Genomic DNA, 15,743 nt, shown 5'->3' on the forward strand with positions numbered 1-15,743 from the left:
CCGAGAACACCTGTGAGTGGTGCGATCGTCGTAGGGTCATCCGCTGTGGATGTACCCGCCGACGAGCCAACCGCACCAACCGGACCAGATCCGGTACCGCTGACGGAACCTGCTGATGGGGTCCCGCCCGTGGTCGCCGATCCTGCTGCGCTCCGGCGAGCCGCTGACGCGCTCGCCGGGGCGAAGGGCCCGGTCGCGGTGGACACCGAGCGAGCCTCGGGCTACCGCTACTCACAACGTGCCTACCTGGTGCAACTGCGCCGGGAGGGCGCCGGCACGTGGTTGGTCGACCCGATCGCCCTGGGCGGACGGCTCGACCCGCTGGTGCAGGCGCTGGACGGTACCGAGTGGGTGTTGCACGCAGCGTCCCAGGACCTGCCGTGCCTCGCCGAACTCGGGCTGCGTCCCGGCGTGCTGTTCGACACCGAGCTGGCGGGCAGGCTGGCTGGGTTCGAGCGCGTCGCGCTGGGCACGCTGGTGGAACGGCTACTCGGTTACAGGCTCGAGAAGGGGCACGGCGCGGCCGACTGGTCGCGCCGGCCCCTTCCCGCCGATTGGCTGACGTACGCCGCTCTCGACGTGGAGCTGCTCGTGCAGCTGCGCGACGTTCTCGAAGCCGAGCTGGAGCGCCAGGGCAAGCTCGCCTGGGCGCTCGAGGAGTTCGAGGCGGTGCGGACGGCGCCGTTGCCGCGCCCCCGCACCGACCCCTGGCGACGCACGTCGGGCATTCACCGCGTGCGCAACCAGAGGCAACTGGCCCTCGTGCGTGCGCTGTGGGAAGCCCGCGACGCCGTGGCCCGTGAACGCGACATCGCCCCCGGACGGGTCCTCCCGGACTCCGCCCTGATGGAGGCGGCCGCTCGCAACCCCTCTTCGGAAGCCGAACTGCTCGCGCTTCCGGTCTTCCGCGGACGTTCCCAGCGCCGCATGGCGGGCGTCTGGATGAATGCGCTGCGCAAGGCGGCGAACCTGACGAAGGCGGAGCTCCCGGAACCCGCGGGCCAGCACGACGGCCCTCCCCCGCCCAACCGCTGGGCGGACAAGGACCCGGACGCGGCGGCCCGGCTGACCGCGACCAGGGCGGCGCTGGGGGCCATCGCCGAGGCCAACACCCTCCCGGTGGAGAACCTGCTGCTGCCCGACCTCGTGCGCCGCACCTGCTGGCAGCCGCCGGCCGACCTCTCGCCCGAGTCCGTGGCGTCCGCGCTGCGGGAGGGCGGAGCCCGGTCGTGGCAGATCGAGCTCACCCTCGAAGCGCTGACGAAGGCACTGGCGGCGACAGCACCACCACCGGCCGGCTGACCTCCGGCAGATCAGCCGGGTCCAGCAGAGCTGTGCGTTGACGACGGCCTCGACGTCCTCGCGCCTGGGTCACCCAGTGCGCCGCCGAGGACCGTCGTCAACGCGCCGAACGGGTCGTCCCCGCTGTCCGCGCGGCCAGGGCGTCTGCCTGGCAGCCGATCTCCACCCGTCCTCGACCGGACCGGCGACCTCGTCGCCGCCTCCCCGCACCGCCACCAGGGACGTCCCCCGTGATCAGCACCGCCCGCCTGGACCTGGTCCCCTTGCGGGTCGACCACGCCGCGGAAATGGCCGAGGTGCTCGCGGACCCGGCCCTGCACACGTTCACCGGCGGAGCACTGCTCACCCCCGAGGCGCTCCGGGCCCGCTACGAACGGCTGACCGCGGGCTCACCCGACCCGAGCACCCGGTGGCTGAACTGGGTGATCACCCTGCGCGACGAGAACCGCCTCACCGGCACCGTCCAGGCGACCATCACCGACCACGTCGCCGAAGTCGCCTGGGTGGTCGGCATCCCGTGGCAAGGCCGCGGCATCGCTCGCGAGGCGGCACAGGGCCTCGTCACCTGGCTGAGGACCCAGCCCGTCCACACGGTCATCGCCCACGTCCACCCCGACCACCACGCCTCCGCGGCCGTCGCCTCCGCAGCCGGTCTCACGCCCACCTCCGAGGTCCAGGACGGCGAGGTCCGCTGGCTGCTGCACCAGCCCTTGCAATGACTTTTTTGCGGACGAAGTCCAAAGAGTCGTTGCTAAAGGCCAGCTCAGCACTGCCCGAACTGATATATCGGTTGGCACCTCACTTGGTCATCTGGTCGCCGAGGCGCCGGGCCAAGTCCGCGACCTCGTCGTCGGGCAGGTCGAGGTGGCTGCGGGAAGGCTCGAACAGGGCGAACTGTTGATCTTCGCCGGCGGCAGCGGCACGAGGTGCCGGTGCACGTGCCGGTTGGCCTGCCGGCTGCCGAGCGAGAGCACGTAGAGCCGCTCGACGGGCAGCAGCGCGGTCAAGCCGCTGCGTGTTCGTGGTGCCCGAACGGCGCCACCAGGAAGTGGCCGACCGCCGAGGGGGACCTGCTCGCGAACACGATCGCCACCTCGTCCCGGTGGGCGACGTGGTGCGGGTGGTCCGGGTTGCCGGCGAGGAGCTCGCAGACGAAGCAGGCGCGGCGAGCGAGCGCGAGGTAGCCGCCGGAGTCCCAGGGCACGCGGGTCGTCATGAGCCGTCCGTACCGGAACCCGTCCGGCGCGGTTCGCGTCGTGCCCGGCGGGACGGCCGCTCCTCACCCCGTCAGTTCAGGGGATCGGAGTCGGGCCGGCCGTCGATCACGTCGCGCGACACCTGGACGTGCGCGAGCCGCCGGACGGCCTTGAGAACGGTGTCGCCGATCAGGGTGCCGACGACCATCGCCTCGATGACGTCGTCACGCGAGCCGCGGCCCGCGATGTACTCCACATCGGCCTGCGCGATGATCTTCAGCCCCTCGAGGTAGGGGTCGAGCAGGTCGCGGAAGTGGTCGTGACCGACCGAACGGGCCACGGAGAGCGCCGCGGCGAGCATGTGGGTCACGTTGTTCTCGGTGACGTCGACGCACTCGGTCTCGCCCTGCCGCGCGAAGAAGGCCTGGACGTCCTCGATCGCGAGCGGGTCCAGCTCCACCGCGCTCGGCTGGCTGATCGCCTCCTGCACCGCGCCGAGCTTGCTGTGCAGCGACTCGTCGCGGGTGTCGATGGCCGCGAGGACCTCGCGCACCGACGCGATCGAGAGACCGCCGACGTCCACCAGGGCACGGACCAGCCGGAGCCGGCGCAGGTGCTCGTCGTCGTAGTGCGCCTGGTTCGGGCTGGTCAGCACGCCGGCGGGCAGCAGCCCCTCGCGCAGGTAGTACTTGATCGTCGGCACCGGGACGCCGCTTCTCTTCGCAAGCTCGCCAACACGCATATGGATAGTGTAACTTCCGGATAGTAGAGAGTGCCGCTATCCATTCAGGGGGTAAGAGATGTTGCGCACGTGGCACCGGCCGCTAGTGGTCTTCGGTCTCGCGATGGCAGTGCTGATCCCGATCGCGCTGGTCGGGCTGCTCGTCGACGACCGGACGGTGGTCAACTCGCCGATCTGGCTCAAGCCGCTCAAGTTCGCCGTGTCGCTGACGATCTACGCGTTCACGCTGGCGTGGCTGCTCACGTTCCTGCAGAAGTTCCAGCGCGTCGGCTGGTGGGCGGGCACCGTCCTCGCGCTCGCCGGCGCCGCCGAGATGGTCGTGATCGTCGGCCAGGTCCTGCGCGGCAGGCGCAGCCACTTCAACTTCGAGACCCCGCTCGACGCGGCACTGTTCTCGATCATGGGCACCACGATCGTGGTGCTGTGGCTGACGCACGCGGTCGTCGCGGTCCTGTTGTGGCGCACGAGGTTCGAGAACGAGGCGCTGGCGTGGTCGATCCGGCTCGGGCTCGTGATCTCGTTCCTGGGCCTCGGCGTCGGCTTCCTCATGACGAGCCCGAAGCCCGGCCAGGCGCTCGACGGCGACACGCTCGGCTCGCACACCGTCGGCGCGCCCGACGGCGGCGCGTACATGGCGCTCACCGGGTGGAGCACCGAGCACGGCGACCTGCGCGTCGGCCACTTCATCGGCATGCACGCGCTGCAGGTGCTGCCGGTCGTCATCGCACTGCTCGGCGACCGCGCCAACGCGAAGATCGCGTGGGTCGCCGGCGCCTCGTTCCTGGGGATCTTCCTGCTCGTGACCTGGCAGGCCCTGCGCGGCCAGTCGCTGGTCCAGCCCGACGGCACGACGTTGCTCGCGCTGGCCGGGATCATCGCCGCGACCGCACTCGGACTGGTGTGGGCGCGTGAACCGGAGAAGGAGCTCGTCGCCGCATGACCACCACCCTGTTCGACCTGACGTTCCTGGTCGTGGCGCCGTTCTGGGCGCTCATGATCCTCGCGCCGAAGTGGTCGTGGACGGAGAGGATCGCCGAGTCATACCTGATCGTGCTGCCGCCGGCGCTGATCTACGTCGCGCTGCTGGTCCCGGAGCTCTCCACGGTGCTGCCGCTGGTCACCCGGCCGGAGATCGGCCCCCTGGCCGAGTACCTGGCCACGGACGCGGGCACGGCGCTGGTGTGGGCGCACATGCTCGCGTGGGACCTGTTCGTCGGGCGCTGGATGTACCTGGAGGGGCGCCGGCTGGACGTGCACCCGCTGGTGATGGCACCCGTTCTGGTGATCACGATCCTGCTGGCCCCGGTCGGGTTGCCGCTGTTCTTGGTCATCCGCAAGGTGTGTGACGCAAAAAACAGGGGCGCCGCTGTGGTTACCGGCCAGTAACTAGGGCTAGAGTTGGCGTTACCGACCGGTAGGGACGTCGCGCTCCCCTGCCGAGTGGACAGAGTTGTCACCACAAGTGGAGGAGACGCCGTGGCCGCACCAGCAGCGCCGGCACGCGTTCGGAACGTGGTCTTCGTCGACGGCGTCCGCACGCCGTTCGGCAAGGCCGGCCCCAAGGGGATTTTCGCCGAGACCCGTGCCGACGACCTCGTCGTGAAGGTCATCCGTGAGCTGCTGCGCAGGCACCCCGAGCTGCCGCCGGAGCGCGTCGACGAGGTCGCCATCGCCGCGACCACGCAGATCGGCGACCAGGGCCTGACGATCGGCCGGACCGCGGCGCTGCTCGCGGGCCTGCCGAAGTCGGTGCCGGGCTACGCCGTCGACCGCATGTGCGCCGGCGCGATGACCGCCGTCACCACGGCGGCGAGCGGCATCGCGTTCGGCGCCTACGACGTCGTCATCGCGGGCGGCGTCGAGCACATGGGCCGCCACCCGATGGGCGAGGGCGTCGACCCGAACCCGCGCTTCCTGTCGGACAAGATCGTCGACCCGAGCGCGCTGGTCATGGGCCAGACCGCGGAGAACCTGCACGACAGGTTCCCGGAGATCACCAAGGACCGCGCGGACGCGTACGCCGCGGCCTCGCAGGCCAAGTACGCGGCCGCGCTGGCCGCGGGCAAGATCGGCCCGGAGCTCGTGCCGGTCGCGACGCGCTCGGCGGAGAACGGCTGGGGCCTCGCGACGGCCGACGAGCCGCCGCGTCCGGGCACCACGGTCGAGGACCTCGCCAAGCTCAAGACGCCGTTCCGCCCGCACGGCCGGGTCACCGCGGGCAACGCGGCCGGTCTGAACGACGGCGCGACCGGCTGCATCCTGGCCGACGAGGACACCGCGAACGAGCTCGGCCTGCCGATCGGCATGCGCATGGTCGGCTACTCGTTCCTCGGCGTCGACCCGTCGGTCATGGGTGTCGGCCCGGTGCCCGCGACGGAGAAGGCCCTGCAGCGCGCGGGCCTGTCCATCGAGGACATCGGCCTGTTCGAGATCAACGAGGCGTTCGCCGTCCAGGTGCTGGCGTTCCTCGACCACTTCAAGATCGCCGACGACGACCCGCGCGTGAACCAGTGGGGCGGCGCCATCGCGACCGGTCACCCGCTGGCCTCGAGCGGCGTGCGGCTGATGACGCAGCTCTCGCGTCAGTTCGCCGAGCGTCCGGACGTCCGTTACGGCCTCACCACCATGTGCATCGGCATCGGCATGGGTGGAACGGTCATCTGGGAGAACCCGAACTGGAGTGGCGACAAGTGACCATCACCGCTGAGGAAGCAAAGGCGATCTTCCCCGACGAGGTCGTCACCCACGCCAAGACGCGCCTGATCGACGTTCCCGGCCTCGACAAGCCGGTCGCGTTCATCACGATCGACAACGGCCTGGACCACACCCGCCCGTCGACGTTCGGCCCGCAGTCGCTCGTGTCGCTCGGCGCGGCGTTCGACGAGGCCCACGCGGCCGGCCCCGCCGCCATCGCGGTGACCGGCAAGCCGTTCATCTTCGCCGTGGGCGCGGACCTGTCCGCCGTCGAGCAGGCCACCGACCGCTCGCAGGGCGTGACGATCGGCGAGCTCGGCCACGACGTCTTCAAGAAGTTCACCGACTCGGACATCCCGACCTTCGCCTTCGTCAACGGCGCGGTCATGGGCGGTGGCCTCGAGCTCGCGCTGTCGTGCCACTACCGCACGCTCGCGTCGAACGCGGCCGCGATCGCGCTGCCCGAGGTGTTCCTGGGTCTGTTCCCGGGCTGGGGCGGCACGCAGCTGCTGCCGAACCTGATCGGCGCCAACGACGCCGTGACGGTGATCTTCGAGAACGCGCTCAACCAGAACAAGATGCTCAAGCCGGCCGACGCGCTGAAGCTCGGCATCGCGGACGTGCTGTTCGACTCCGCCGACTACCTGGAGCAGTCGCTGCTGTGGCTGTCCGGCGTCGTGCGCGGCGAGATCACCGTGCCCCGCAAGGAGATCGACCGCGGCGAGGCGTGGGACGCCGCCGTCGCGCGCGCCAAGGGCATCGTCCGCGGCAAGACCAAGGGCGCGGCGCCCGGCGCGCAGAAGGCGCTGGAGCTGCTGGAGCTGGCGCGCGAGAACGACCTCGAGAAGGGCTACGCCGCCGAGACCGAGGGCCTCGCGGACCTCGTCATGAGCGACGAGCTGCGCGCGGGCCTGTACTCGTTCAACCTGGTGCAGAAGCGCGCGAAGCGCCCGGCCGGCGCGCCGGACAGGTCGCTGGCGCGCAAGGTCACCAAGGTCGGCGTCGTCGGTGCCGGTCTGATGGCCTCGCAGATGGCGCTGCTGTTCCTGCGCCGCCTGCACGTGCCGGTCGTGCTCACCGACATCGACCAGGCGCGCGTGGACAAGGGCGTCGGCTACGTGCACGCCGAGGTCGACAAGCTCGCGGGCAAGGGCCGCATCTCGCCGGACGAGGCCAACCGCCTCAAGGCGCTGGTGTCGGGCTCGCTCGACAAGGCCGCGTTCGCCGACGCCGACTTCGTGATCGAGGCCGTGTTCGAGGACCTCGCCGTGAAGCAGCAGGTGTTCGCCGAGGTCGAGGAGCACGTCTCCGCCGAGGCGGTCCTGGCCACGAACACGTCGTCGCTGTCGATCACGGACATGGCGTCGAAGCTCAAGCACCCCGAGCGCGTCGTGGGCTTCCACTTCTTCAACCCGGTCGCGGTCATGCCGCTGCTGGAGATCGTGCGCGCCGAGCAGACCGACGACGCCACCCTGGCGACGGCGTTCGCGATCGGCAAGCAGCTCAAGAAGTCCTCGGTGCTCGTGAAGGACGCGCCCGCGTTCGTCGTGAACCGCCTGCTGACCCGCTTCATGGGCGAGGTCATCAAGTCGGTCGACGAGGGCACCTCCTTCGAGGTCGCCGACAAGGCCACCGAGCCGCTCGGCCTGCCGATGTCGCCGATGATCCTGCTGCAGCTCGTCGGTTCCGCCGTCGCGCTGCACGTGTCGGAGACGATGCACGGCGCGTTCCCGGACCGCTTCTCCGTGTCCGAGAACATGAAGAAGTTCGTCGCCGCGGGCAAGACCGCCGTGTGGCAGTGGGACTCCACGGGCGCCCAGACGGTCGACCCCGAGGTCCAGGCGCTCTGGGAGTTCGGCTCGACGCCGCTCACCGGTGACGAGGTGAAGAACCGCGCGCTGGAGGCCCTGGCCGAGGAGATCCGCATCATGCTCGACGAGGGCGTGGTCGCGGAGGCGCAGGACATCGACCTGTGCATGATCCTCGGCGCCGGATGGCCGTTCTGGCTGGGCGGCATCACGCCGTACCTGGACCGGACGGGCATCTCGGAGAAGGTGACCGGCAAGCGGTTCCTGGCGCCCGGTGTGGCGTCCGTGCCCGCCTAGTCGTCCAGGACCGCGAAGCCCCGGCTCTCCCCCGACGGAGCCGGGGCTTCACTCCGTTTCGGGCAGGTACTGCTCCGCGCTGCCGTCCTGGCGGATGAAGTAGGCGTCGATGTTCGTCGCGCGCAGCGTCACCTCGGACCCGGCCACCAGGTCGCGGTAGCGCAGCAGGTCCGGCAGTCCGATCGCGACCGTGTCGAACGGGTGCGTCTGGCGCAGCAGCAACGACTTGCGCAACGCCTCGCTGAACGCCCTGCGGGGCGACTCGTCGTGCTCGGGTACTTCCACCAGCGCGCCCGCGAGGTGCCGTTCGAGAGCGGCTCGCACGTGGTTCGCCGTCCCCCACGCCGCGATGTCCGTGACAGTCATGTGTCAGGTATCGGGAAAAATCGCGCGAGCATTAGCAGTCGGGATGGTTTCGATCAGGTGATGTTCTGCCGTCCCGCGGTCCTGCTCGACGTCGGCGGCCCTGCGGCGACCGGAGCGGACCTGGTGTGGGCGACGACGTGCGAGCGCGAGGCGACCGGTTCATCGGACCGCGCCGACGGGCGGCACGGCAAGGTCCCGGCACGCGCTGTACGGGATGCTCGTGTTCACCGTCGGCCTGGGCCGGTACTCCTTCCCCGGTGCTCAGACCTGACGGATCGGCACGACCTCGACGAGCCGTTCGACGTCCTTGAAGTCCTTGACGTTCATCGTCAGCACCGGCAGGCCCGCGACCGCCGCCGTGGCCGCGATCTGCAGGTCCATCCGCCGCGGCCGGGGTGAGCGGCCGGCACGCCGCACCAGCGAGGCCATCTGCCCGTAGACCTTGGCCTCCTCCACGCCGAACGGCAACACCTCGAACGTCTGCAGCGCCGCGTAGTACCGCTCGGTGCGCGCGAACCGCTCCACCGGGTCCTCGGTGTCGAGCCCGAACGCCAGCTCCGCGATCGTGACGGCGCTCAGGAACGGCTGCGCGTGGACGTACTCGCCGAGGTTCGCCCGCTCGAGCCGGATCAGCACGCAGGTGTCGAGCAGGCAGCGCCTCACCTCTGCCACGGGTCTTCCAGCGGGTCGTCCGCGCCGAACACCTCGTCGGCGGCGCGGCGGTCGGCCTCCCAGCGGTCGGCGTCGACCGGGGGCAGGGTGCCGAACAGCACCTGGACGTCACCGAGCGGCGGCCTGGGCACGGCTTCCTCCCGGTACGGCGAGAGCTGCGCGACCGGCTTGTTGTTGCGGGTGACGACGAAGCTCTCGCCCGCCTCGACGCGGCGCATGATCTCCGCGTTGTCGTTGCGGAGCTCACGCTGCCCGATGGCTTTGAGCTGCTGCATACCACCAATGTAGCGCAGTTCGCCAAAAGGTGCTACAGAGTAGCTACAGACTCGCCCGGATACCCGGACGGAATGATCAGAATCGGCACGTCGGGCTGGCGCTACCCGGAGTGGCGCGACGGCTTCTACCGCTCCGTCCCGCAACGGCGCTGGCTCGGCCACCTCGCCGAGCACGTGGGGACGATCGAGATCAACAGCTCGTTCTACCGGCTCCAGCCGCCGTCGAACTACCGCAAGTGGGTCGCCGAGACGCCGCCGGACTTCGTGTTCGCCGTCAAGGGGCCCAAGCTCGTCACGCACGTCAAACGCTTGCGCGACGTCGAGGACCCACTGAGGACGTTCGTCGAGTCACTGGCCCTGGGCGACAAGCAGGGCCCGATCATCTGGCAGCTGCCGCCGTCCCTCCGCTTCGACCACGCGGTCCTGCGCGACTTCCTCGCGCTGCTCCCGCCGGGCAGGCACGCCCTCGAACCGCGCCACGAGTCGTTCCGCTCAGACACCTACTTCGACCTGCTGCGCGCGCACAACGTCGCTCACGTTGTGTCGGACGCACCGACGTTTCCGTGCATCGAGGCCGTGACGGCTGACTTCGCCTACGTGCGGTTGCACGGGCACGACGAGCTGTACATCAGTTCGTACAGCGACGAGCAGCTCGACGAGTGGGCCGAGAAGATCCACGGCTGGGACCGCGACACCTACGTCTACTTCGACAACACGATGCACGGCGCCGCACCGCGCAACGCCCTGGACCTCATGGCCCGGTCCACGTCTCCAGCGCGGCGCTGAGCGTCGCCGGATCCGCCACCCAGGCGACGTGACCGTCCGGCCGGATGAGCATCCCGCCGTCGTCCGGCAGGAGCACCGGCCGTCCGGGACGCAGCAGCTCGGCGATGGACGTCGTCCTGCCGTCCACCACCACGGGGCGGTTGGGCGCGAGCCTGCCGAGCAACGGGTGGTCGCCGGGGATGCGCGGGTCGTACCGGATGTCGAGGCCGGTGACGAGTTCGGCCAGCCGCTTGCCGTTCAGGTTCGCTAGAAGGTCTCGCACCGGTGCGAGGTCCTCACGTCCGAGCATCGATTGTGCGCGGGTTGTGGACAGCACGCGTGCACCTGCCGGGTGCCGCTCGTCGTGGTAGGTCTGCAGCAGCCCGTCCGGCGCGCGGCCGGAGACCGTCGCGGCCAGCTTCCAGCCGAGGTTCACCGCGTCCGCCAGAGCCACGTTCACGCCGACCGCCCCGGCCGGCGGGTGGACGTGCGCGGCGTCTCCCGCCAGGACGACCCGTCCGTGGACGTACCGTTCGGCCTGCCGCGCGGCGTCGGAGAACCTGCTCAGCCACAACGGTCTTCCCAGCTCGACCTCACGCCCGAGCCGCGCGGTCAGCAGTTCCCGGACGTACTCGACCTCGACGGGACCGGAGCGCGGCTCCGGCTCTTCGAGCACGATCCGCACGTAGCCTGGCCGTGGCAGCACGAACACCTCACCGGTCGCGAGCGCGTCGTAATCGGCCTCGACGTCCGCGATCAGCCCGTACGACGACGCGTCCACGCCTGGGAACGCGATGCCGGCACGGTGGCGCACGACGCTACGGCTGCCATCGCACCCGACCAGGTACGAGAAGCGCCGGCGCTCACCACCGACGACGACGTCGACCCCGTCGGGGTCCTGCGCGAGGTCGACGACCTCCTGTCCCCAGCGCACCCGCACCCCGAGCTCGGCGAGCCACTCCTCCAGCAGTTCCTCGACGCGGTTCTGCGCGATGCCGAGCGTGTACGGGTGGTCGGTGTCCATGGCCGACAGGTCGAGGAACACCCCGGGCAGGAACATCCCGTACGGCACCGCGGGCCCCTCGGCGAGGAACCGGTCGACGATCCCGCGCCGGTCGAGCAGTTCCAGGCTGCGGGCGGACAACGTGAACCCGCGCGGGTGCGACCGGCGCCGCGCGGCCGCGTCCACCACCTCGACCCCGACCCCGGCGAGCGCGAGCTCGGCCGCCACCACCAGTCCCGCCGGTCCCGCCCCGGCCACCAGCACCGTCATCGCGCCTCCTCCGGCCAGGCGAGCCGCCCGGACTCGACGTCGCCGACGATCTCCTCGACCCACCTGAGCTCGGCCTCCGCCATTCGGACCGCGTACTCGACCTCGACCACGAACAACCGCGGCACCTGTTCCAGCGCGTCCCGGTGCCCGGCACGCATCTCCTCCAGCGACGCCCGCAGCCGGTCCGCGCGTTCGCGCAACGCCTCCACCGCACCGGACGGCCCGAGAGCGCCCAGGTAGCTCACGGCGGAGAGGAACTTCGGGAACTCGGCCAGCGGCTCGCGCACGAGCCGGTCGACCCAGCGGGTGAACTCCTCCCGCCCGGCCGCGGTGAGCCCGTAGACCGTCCGCTCGGGCCGCGCACCGACCTTCACGGTCTCGCGCGCCTCGATCCAGCCTTCCCGCACGAGCGCGCGCACCACGTCATAAAGCGAGCCTGTCGTGACTTTGAAAGCCCGGTCCATGCCGCGTTCCCGCAACGTCGCCGCCATCGCGTGCGGATGCAACGGCGATTCCAGCAGCAGCCCCAGCACCGCCATACCCAGCGGGTTCTTCATCACTCGCCTCCGATCGCTCGGATCCGAGTATTTGTGGTGCGCACCGTGATGTCAACTAGCCTGCTCAGACATGAGAACGATTCGCGTCTTAGCTCCCCTGCTGCTGGCCGCGAGTCTCGTGGCCCCCGTGCAAGCGCACGCGGAGGAGGCGACCTGGACCGGCCCCCTGAGCACGAGGGGCCGGTGGATCGTCGACGCCCACGGCGACCGCTTCAAGCTCAAGTCCGGCAACTGGCACGGTGCGAGCGGCACCTACAACGGTTCCGGCGACGTCGACGACCCCGCCAACCACCACGCCGGCGAGAAGGCGGACCAGGTCCCGCTGGGCCTCGGCCGCGCCACCACGGCGACGATCATCAGCGGTTTCAAGGAGATCGGCGTCAACAGCGTCCGGCTGCCGTTCTCCAACCAGATGATCAGGGACACCACCCCCGTCACCGGCCTGAAGGACGCGCAGCTCAACGGCAAGCGGCCGCTGGAGGTCTACGACGCGGTCGTGGCCGAGCTGACGCGCAACAACCTCGCCGTCATCCTCAACAACCACACCACCACGTCGCGCTGGTGCTGCGGTGTCGACGGCAACGAGCGGTGGAACACCAGCCAGAGCACCGACCAGTGGATCGCAGACTGGGCGTTCATGGCCGACCGGTACAAGGCCGACAAGCGGGTCGTCGGCGCGGACCTCTACAACGAGGTGCGCCGCAACGTCTGGGACGACCCGAACTGGGGCTGGGGCAACGACCACGACTGGCACAAGGCCTCGCAGCGGGCGGCGGACCGCCTCCAGCAGGTCGCGCCGGACCTGCTCGTGATCGTCGAGGGCATCAACTGGACCGGCATCCCGGCCGACGGCTTCGCGCACGGCCGGCCGACGCTCGAACCCGCGCGGTTCCTCAGCCACACGCTCGCGAACCCCGGGAAACTGGTCTACAGCGCCCACTTCTACGGCTACACCGGCCCGAACCACAGCGGCGCGACGGGAATCGGTGAGACGACGGACCCCCGTTACCAGGACCTGTCACCGCAGGAGCTCACGGATGTCCTGCAGCGCCAGGCGTTCTTCATCACCGAGGCGCAGAAGCACTTCACGGCACCCTTGTGGATCAGCGAGTTCGGCGTCGGCGGCATCGACGAGTCGAACCAGAAGGCGCGCGCCTGGTTCGAGCGGTTCGTCGACCGGCTGATCGCGCAGGACACCGACTTCGCCTACTGGCCGCTGGTCGGCTTCCACACCAACCGCTCCGGCAACAGCTGGGCGTTGCTGCGCTGGGACGCCGCCGGGAACCGCATCAGCGTCAACGACGGCGACGACTGGCGCGCGAGCGCGTGGAACCGGCTCGTGAACGCGTCGGGCCGCACCGGGCAGATCCCGCACGAGACCCGGTGGAACATGCTCCTCCAGGAGTCGTGCCCGCGGAGCGAGAAGCTCGCCGGCATCAGCCACACCGGCAACCGGGGCCTGTGCGTCAGCGGTCCGCAGTGGAGCGGCACGACCCGGGTCACGAACGAGCAGCACGTGACCACCGACTGGGCGCGCGGCTACACGAAGCTGCAGTGTCCCAACGGCAACGCGGCCGTCGGCTACGCGAACCTCGCCCTCGTCTGCGCGCCGATCGCGGGCGGGACGACCACCCGCGTCGTGTGGTTCGACCGCGGGGACGACCGCCCGGACCTCGGCGGCGACTGGGCGAACGGGCACTACAAGGGCCAGTGCGCGCAGGACGAGCACGTCGCCGGTGTCGCCTACAACTGGCGCAGGACGCCGGACGCGCTGCTCTGCCGGAAGTGACTCCGCTGGAACTCGATGGCGAAGTGCTCCCGGAAAGCGGCCGCGGGATCCTCGACGTCGGTCGAGGTCTTGCGGCCGTTCTCGGTCACCACGACCTTCTGGCCGGTCACGGTGATCCGCCCGCCCGGTGTCGCGCGCGTCGCCATCGGGCCCTTGCGGAAGTGCGACTCCGGTGAGGTCTGGTGCCACCAGCAGGTGGGCACGAACTCGGCCAGCTCCCTCGGCCTGCGCTCCACCCGGTACGCGGGCGCGCCGTCCTGGAACACGTCCACGTCGCCGCCGTTGTCCCGCAGCCGGAACACACCGGCCGGGTCCGCCTGGTCGTCCCGCGACGTCCACGACAGCGGGTGCAGCGAGAACGCCCCGAAGCCGACGTCCACCAGCCACGCACCGTCCACGAGCAACACCAGGTGGTCGAACGGCGGCCCGAGCCGCTGCTCCGCGCCGTACGCCCGCGCCGCCAGCAGCTCGACCTCGTGGCCCAGGTCGCGCAACAGCTCCGCGAACAACCCGTTGAGCTCGTAGCAGAACCCGCCGCGGCGCCGTTCGACGATCTTCTCGTGCAGCCACGGGACCTCCAGGACGATCCTGGTGTCCATGTGGGTGTCGAGGTTCTCGAACGGAACGCTCAGCAGGTGCCGCTCCTGCAACTCGGCCAACGACGACGTGCGCGAGGCACCGATGCGCTGTAGGTACGCGTCCACCGTGCCACGATAACCGCATGGGTGACGTCAAGATCGGCACTTCGGGATGGGTGTACCCGCCCTGGCGCGGCGTGTTCTACCCCAAGGGCGTCACGCAGAAGCGCGAGCTGGCCTACCTGAGCCGGCAACTCGGCTCCGTGGAGATCAACGGCTCGTTCTACTCGCTGCAACGCCCGTCGAGCTACCGGAAGTGGGCCGCCGAGACCCCGGACGACTTCGTCTTCGCCGTCAAGGGAAGCCGCTTCATCACGCACATGAAGCGCCTCAAGGACGGCAACGACCTCCTCTCGAACTACCTCGCCTCCGGCGTCCTCGCACTGGGCCCGAAGCTCGGCCCGATCCTCTGGCAGCTCCCGCCCACGCTGCGGTTCGACGCGGACCTGCTCACCGGCTTCTTCGAGGTCCTTCCCCGCACCACCACCGAGGCCGCCGAGATCGCCGAGCGGCACGACCACCGCGTCGACCCGGCCCACACCACCACCGACGCCGAACGGCCGATGCGCCACGCCCTCGAGATCCGCCACGAGAGCTACAACACGCCGGAGTTCCTCGACTTGCTCAAACGGCACGACATCGCGCTCGTGGTCGCGGACGCCGCCGGCAAGTACCCGTTGATCGAGGAGGTCACCAGCGACTTCGTCTACGTCCGGCTGCACGGCCACGACGAGCTCTACGTCAGCGGCTACACCGATGAGGGTCTCGACATGTGGGCGGAGAAGGTCCGGGCGTGGGCGCGGCACGGTGACGTGTACGTCTACTTCGACAACGACGCGAAGGCCTACGCGCCGCGCGACGCGAAGGCCCTCCAAGATCGTCTGGCCGAGTAGCCCGAATGGACCCACACTCCTTGGCGGAGGTGCGTCCATGCCGTCGAAGAGCCTCATCACCGCCCTGGTGGTCACCGCGGGCGCGGTTGCCTGCAGTGGGATTGCCATAGCGCAGAGTGACAAGAGCTGCGACAAGGGCGAGTTCTGCGTGTGGGCGGGACCCGACTACACCGGCGCCGTGCAACGACTCGACCTGGAGACCGCGAACCCCGGCGAGTGCATCACGCTCAAGATCGTCGGGAAGTCCTTCGTCAACCGCCTGAGCAGGGACGCGACCGTCTACCAACGCGAGAACTGCTCCACCGGGGCCGAGTTCACCACCTACCCCAGGCACGGCACGTACGTGCCCGACGCGTACTTCGTCGTCCGGGGGCTCGAGGTGTGGGGGCCATAACGACGACGGCTTACTTTAGTCACCCTATGTAACACCACCCGATCGTGTGAGTACTCGTCAGTAGCCCTCATTTGGTGCCTAA

Annotated in this window: 19 protein-coding genes; 10 read left to right on the forward strand and 9 right to left on the reverse strand. The window is 70.0% G+C overall.

The window, feature by feature from the left end; genetic code table 11:
* Positions 1–45: 45 nt before the first annotated feature.
* Positions 46–1,302 carry a ribonuclease D gene (locus V1227_RS17550; protein ID WP_236219555.1) on the forward strand — a complete coding sequence of 419 codons (1,257 nt, stop codon included), beginning with the start codon at positions 46–48 and terminating at the stop codon, positions 1,300–1,302.
* 230 nt (positions 1,303–1,532) lie between these two features.
* Positions 1,533–2,021 (forward strand): GNAT family N-acetyltransferase, encoded by a 489-nt coding sequence (locus V1227_RS17555; protein ID WP_329793659.1) that lies wholly within the window; start codon positions 1,533–1,535, stop codon positions 2,019–2,021.
* An 87-nt stretch (positions 2,022–2,108) separates the two neighbouring features.
* Here V1227_RS17555 and V1227_RS17560 read toward each other — a convergent pair whose 3' ends face one another.
* The 3 genes from V1227_RS17560 to V1227_RS17570 form a co-directional block, all read right to left on the reverse strand.
* Positions 2,109–2,309, reverse strand: coding sequence for a hypothetical protein (locus V1227_RS17560; protein ID WP_329793660.1), 201 nt, complete (start codon positions 2,307–2,309; stop codon positions 2,109–2,111).
* Positions 2,306–2,518 (reverse strand): hypothetical protein, encoded by a 213-nt coding sequence (locus tag V1227_RS17565; RefSeq protein ID WP_329793662.1) that lies wholly within the window; start codon positions 2,516–2,518, stop codon positions 2,306–2,308. The genes V1227_RS17560 and V1227_RS17565 overlap by 4 nt, the downstream gene beginning before the upstream one ends.
* A 71-nt stretch (positions 2,519–2,589) precedes the next feature.
* Positions 2,590–3,240 carry a MerR family transcriptional regulator gene (locus tag V1227_RS17570; protein WP_329793663.1) on the reverse strand — a complete coding sequence of 217 codons (651 nt, stop codon included), beginning with the start codon at positions 3,238–3,240 and terminating at the stop codon, positions 2,590–2,592.
* 103 nt (positions 3,241–3,343) lie between these two features.
* Here V1227_RS17570 and V1227_RS17575 point away from each other — a divergent pair, with 103 nt between their 5' ends.
* From V1227_RS17575 to V1227_RS17590, 4 genes are all read left to right on the forward strand, one after another.
* The gene (locus V1227_RS17575) at positions 3,344–4,180 is read left to right on the forward strand and encodes a hypothetical protein (RefSeq protein ID WP_329793664.1); all 837 of its coding nucleotides are present in this window, start codon (positions 3,344–3,346) and stop codon (positions 4,178–4,180) included.
* Positions 4,177–4,626 (forward strand): ABA4-like family protein, encoded by a 450-nt coding sequence (locus V1227_RS17580; RefSeq protein ID WP_329793665.1) that lies wholly within the window; start codon positions 4,177–4,179, stop codon positions 4,624–4,626. The genes V1227_RS17575 and V1227_RS17580 overlap by 4 nt, the downstream gene beginning before the upstream one ends.
* 90 nt (positions 4,627–4,716) lie before the next feature.
* The gene (locus tag V1227_RS17585) at positions 4,717–5,934 is read left to right on the forward strand and encodes a thiolase family protein (RefSeq protein ID WP_329793666.1); all 1,218 of its coding nucleotides are present in this window, start codon (positions 4,717–4,719) and stop codon (positions 5,932–5,934) included.
* The gene (locus V1227_RS17590; protein ID WP_329793668.1) at positions 5,931–8,039 is read left to right on the forward strand and encodes a 3-hydroxyacyl-CoA dehydrogenase NAD-binding domain-containing protein; all 2,109 of its coding nucleotides are present in this window, start codon (positions 5,931–5,933) and stop codon (positions 8,037–8,039) included. The genes V1227_RS17585 and V1227_RS17590 overlap by 4 nt, the downstream gene beginning before the upstream one ends.
* 48 nt (positions 8,040–8,087) lie before the next feature.
* Here V1227_RS17590 and V1227_RS17595 read toward each other — a convergent pair whose 3' ends face one another.
* The 3 genes from V1227_RS17595 to V1227_RS17605 form a co-directional block, all read right to left on the reverse strand.
* On the reverse strand, positions 8,088–8,405 hold the full coding sequence (locus tag V1227_RS17595) for a hypothetical protein (protein ID WP_329793669.1): 318 nt from the start codon (positions 8,403–8,405) through the stop codon (positions 8,088–8,090).
* Positions 8,406–8,666: 261 nt separating this feature from the next.
* Positions 8,667–9,077 carry a type II toxin-antitoxin system VapC family toxin gene (locus tag V1227_RS17600; RefSeq protein ID WP_329793670.1) on the reverse strand — a complete coding sequence of 137 codons (411 nt, stop codon included), beginning with the start codon at positions 9,075–9,077 and terminating at the stop codon, positions 8,667–8,669.
* Positions 9,065–9,352, reverse strand: a complete 288-nt coding sequence (locus tag V1227_RS17605; protein WP_329793671.1) for a type II toxin-antitoxin system Phd/YefM family antitoxin — start codon at positions 9,350–9,352, stop codon at positions 9,065–9,067. Before V1227_RS17605 ends, V1227_RS17600 begins: the two co-directional genes overlap by 13 nt.
* A gap of 72 nt (positions 9,353–9,424) precedes the next feature.
* Here V1227_RS17605 and V1227_RS17610 point away from each other — a divergent pair, with 72 nt between their 5' ends.
* The gene (locus V1227_RS17610; RefSeq protein ID WP_329793672.1) at positions 9,425–10,138 is read left to right on the forward strand and encodes a DUF72 domain-containing protein; all 714 of its coding nucleotides are present in this window, start codon (positions 9,425–9,427) and stop codon (positions 10,136–10,138) included.
* Here V1227_RS17610 and V1227_RS17615 read toward each other — a convergent pair.
* Together V1227_RS17615 and V1227_RS17620 are read right to left on the reverse strand one after the other, a co-directional pair.
* Entirely contained in the window at positions 10,104–11,390 is a 1,287-nt protein-coding gene (locus V1227_RS17615) for an FAD-dependent monooxygenase (protein ID WP_329793673.1), read from the reverse strand. The two genes, V1227_RS17610 and V1227_RS17615, sit on opposite strands and share 35 nt — an antisense overlap.
* Complete coding sequence (locus V1227_RS17620) at positions 11,387–11,947, reverse strand: PadR family transcriptional regulator (protein ID WP_329793674.1); 561 nt, start codon at positions 11,945–11,947, stop codon at positions 11,387–11,389. The genes V1227_RS17615 and V1227_RS17620 overlap by 4 nt, the downstream gene beginning before the upstream one ends.
* Positions 11,948–12,017: 70 nt before the next feature.
* Between V1227_RS17620 and V1227_RS17625 the strand changes: the two genes are divergently transcribed.
* Positions 12,018–13,736 (forward strand): glycoside hydrolase family 5 protein, encoded by a 1,719-nt coding sequence (locus tag V1227_RS17625; protein ID WP_329793675.1) that lies wholly within the window; start codon positions 12,018–12,020, stop codon positions 13,734–13,736.
* Here the strand turns inward: V1227_RS17625 and V1227_RS17630 are convergent.
* The gene (locus tag V1227_RS17630) at positions 13,691–14,440 is read right to left on the reverse strand and encodes an arylamine N-acetyltransferase family protein (RefSeq protein ID WP_329793676.1); all 750 of its coding nucleotides are present in this window, start codon (positions 14,438–14,440) and stop codon (positions 13,691–13,693) included. The genes V1227_RS17625 and V1227_RS17630 overlap by 46 nt on opposite strands.
* A gap of 17 nt (positions 14,441–14,457) precedes the next feature.
* Here V1227_RS17630 and V1227_RS17635 point away from each other — a divergent pair, with 17 nt between their 5' ends.
* Complete coding sequence (locus V1227_RS17635; protein WP_329793677.1) at positions 14,458–15,267, forward strand: DUF72 domain-containing protein; 810 nt, start codon at positions 14,458–14,460, stop codon at positions 15,265–15,267.
* Positions 15,268–15,304: 37 nt separating this feature from the next.
* The gene (locus V1227_RS17640) at positions 15,305–15,661 is read left to right on the forward strand and encodes a peptidase inhibitor family I36 protein (RefSeq protein ID WP_329793678.1); all 357 of its coding nucleotides are present in this window, start codon (positions 15,305–15,307) and stop codon (positions 15,659–15,661) included.
* Positions 15,662–15,743: the final 82 nt, after the last annotated feature.

Source organism: Lentzea sp. DG1S-22, assembly GCF_036321065.1.
Classification (GTDB): Bacteria; Actinomycetota; Actinomycetes; order Mycobacteriales; family Pseudonocardiaceae; genus Lentzea; species Lentzea jiangxiensis.

Excerpts from the sequence above, each read along its gene's own strand:
- V1227_RS17565 (WP_329793662.1), bottom strand. The coding sequence starts at position 2,518 with ATGACGACCCGCGTGCCCTGGGACTCCGGCGGCTACCTCGCGCTCGCT.
- V1227_RS17570 (WP_329793663.1), bottom strand. The coding sequence starts at position 3,240 with ATGCGTGTTGGCGAGCTTGCGAAGAGAAGCGGCGTCCCGGTGCCGACG.
- V1227_RS17575 (WP_329793664.1), top strand. The coding sequence starts at position 3,344 with ATGGCAGTGCTGATCCCGATCGCGCTGGTCGGGCTGCTCGTCGACGAC.
- V1227_RS17580 (WP_329793665.1), top strand. The coding sequence starts at position 4,177 with ATGACCACCACCCTGTTCGACCTGACGTTCCTGGTCGTGGCGCCGTTC.
- V1227_RS17595 (WP_329793669.1), bottom strand. The coding sequence starts at position 8,405 with ATGACTGTCACGGACATCGCGGCGTGGGGGACGGCGAACCACGTGCGA.
- V1227_RS17605 (WP_329793671.1), bottom strand. The coding sequence starts at position 9,352 with ATGCAGCAGCTCAAAGCCATCGGGCAGCGTGAGCTCCGCAACGACAAC.
- V1227_RS17610 (WP_329793672.1), top strand. The coding sequence starts at position 9,425 with ATGATCAGAATCGGCACGTCGGGCTGGCGCTACCCGGAGTGGCGCGAC.
- V1227_RS17615 (WP_329793673.1), bottom strand. The coding sequence starts at position 11,390 with ATGACGGTGCTGGTGGCCGGGGCGGGACCGGCGGGACTGGTGGTGGCG.
- V1227_RS17620 (WP_329793674.1), bottom strand. The coding sequence starts at position 11,947 with ATGAAGAACCCGCTGGGTATGGCGGTGCTGGGGCTGCTGCTGGAATCG.
- V1227_RS17625 (WP_329793675.1), top strand. The coding sequence starts at position 12,018 with ATGAGAACGATTCGCGTCTTAGCTCCCCTGCTGCTGGCCGCGAGTCTC.
- V1227_RS17635 (WP_329793677.1), top strand. The coding sequence starts at position 14,458 with ATGGGTGACGTCAAGATCGGCACTTCGGGATGGGTGTACCCGCCCTGG.
- V1227_RS17640 (WP_329793678.1), top strand. The coding sequence starts at position 15,305 with ATGCCGTCGAAGAGCCTCATCACCGCCCTGGTGGTCACCGCGGGCGCG.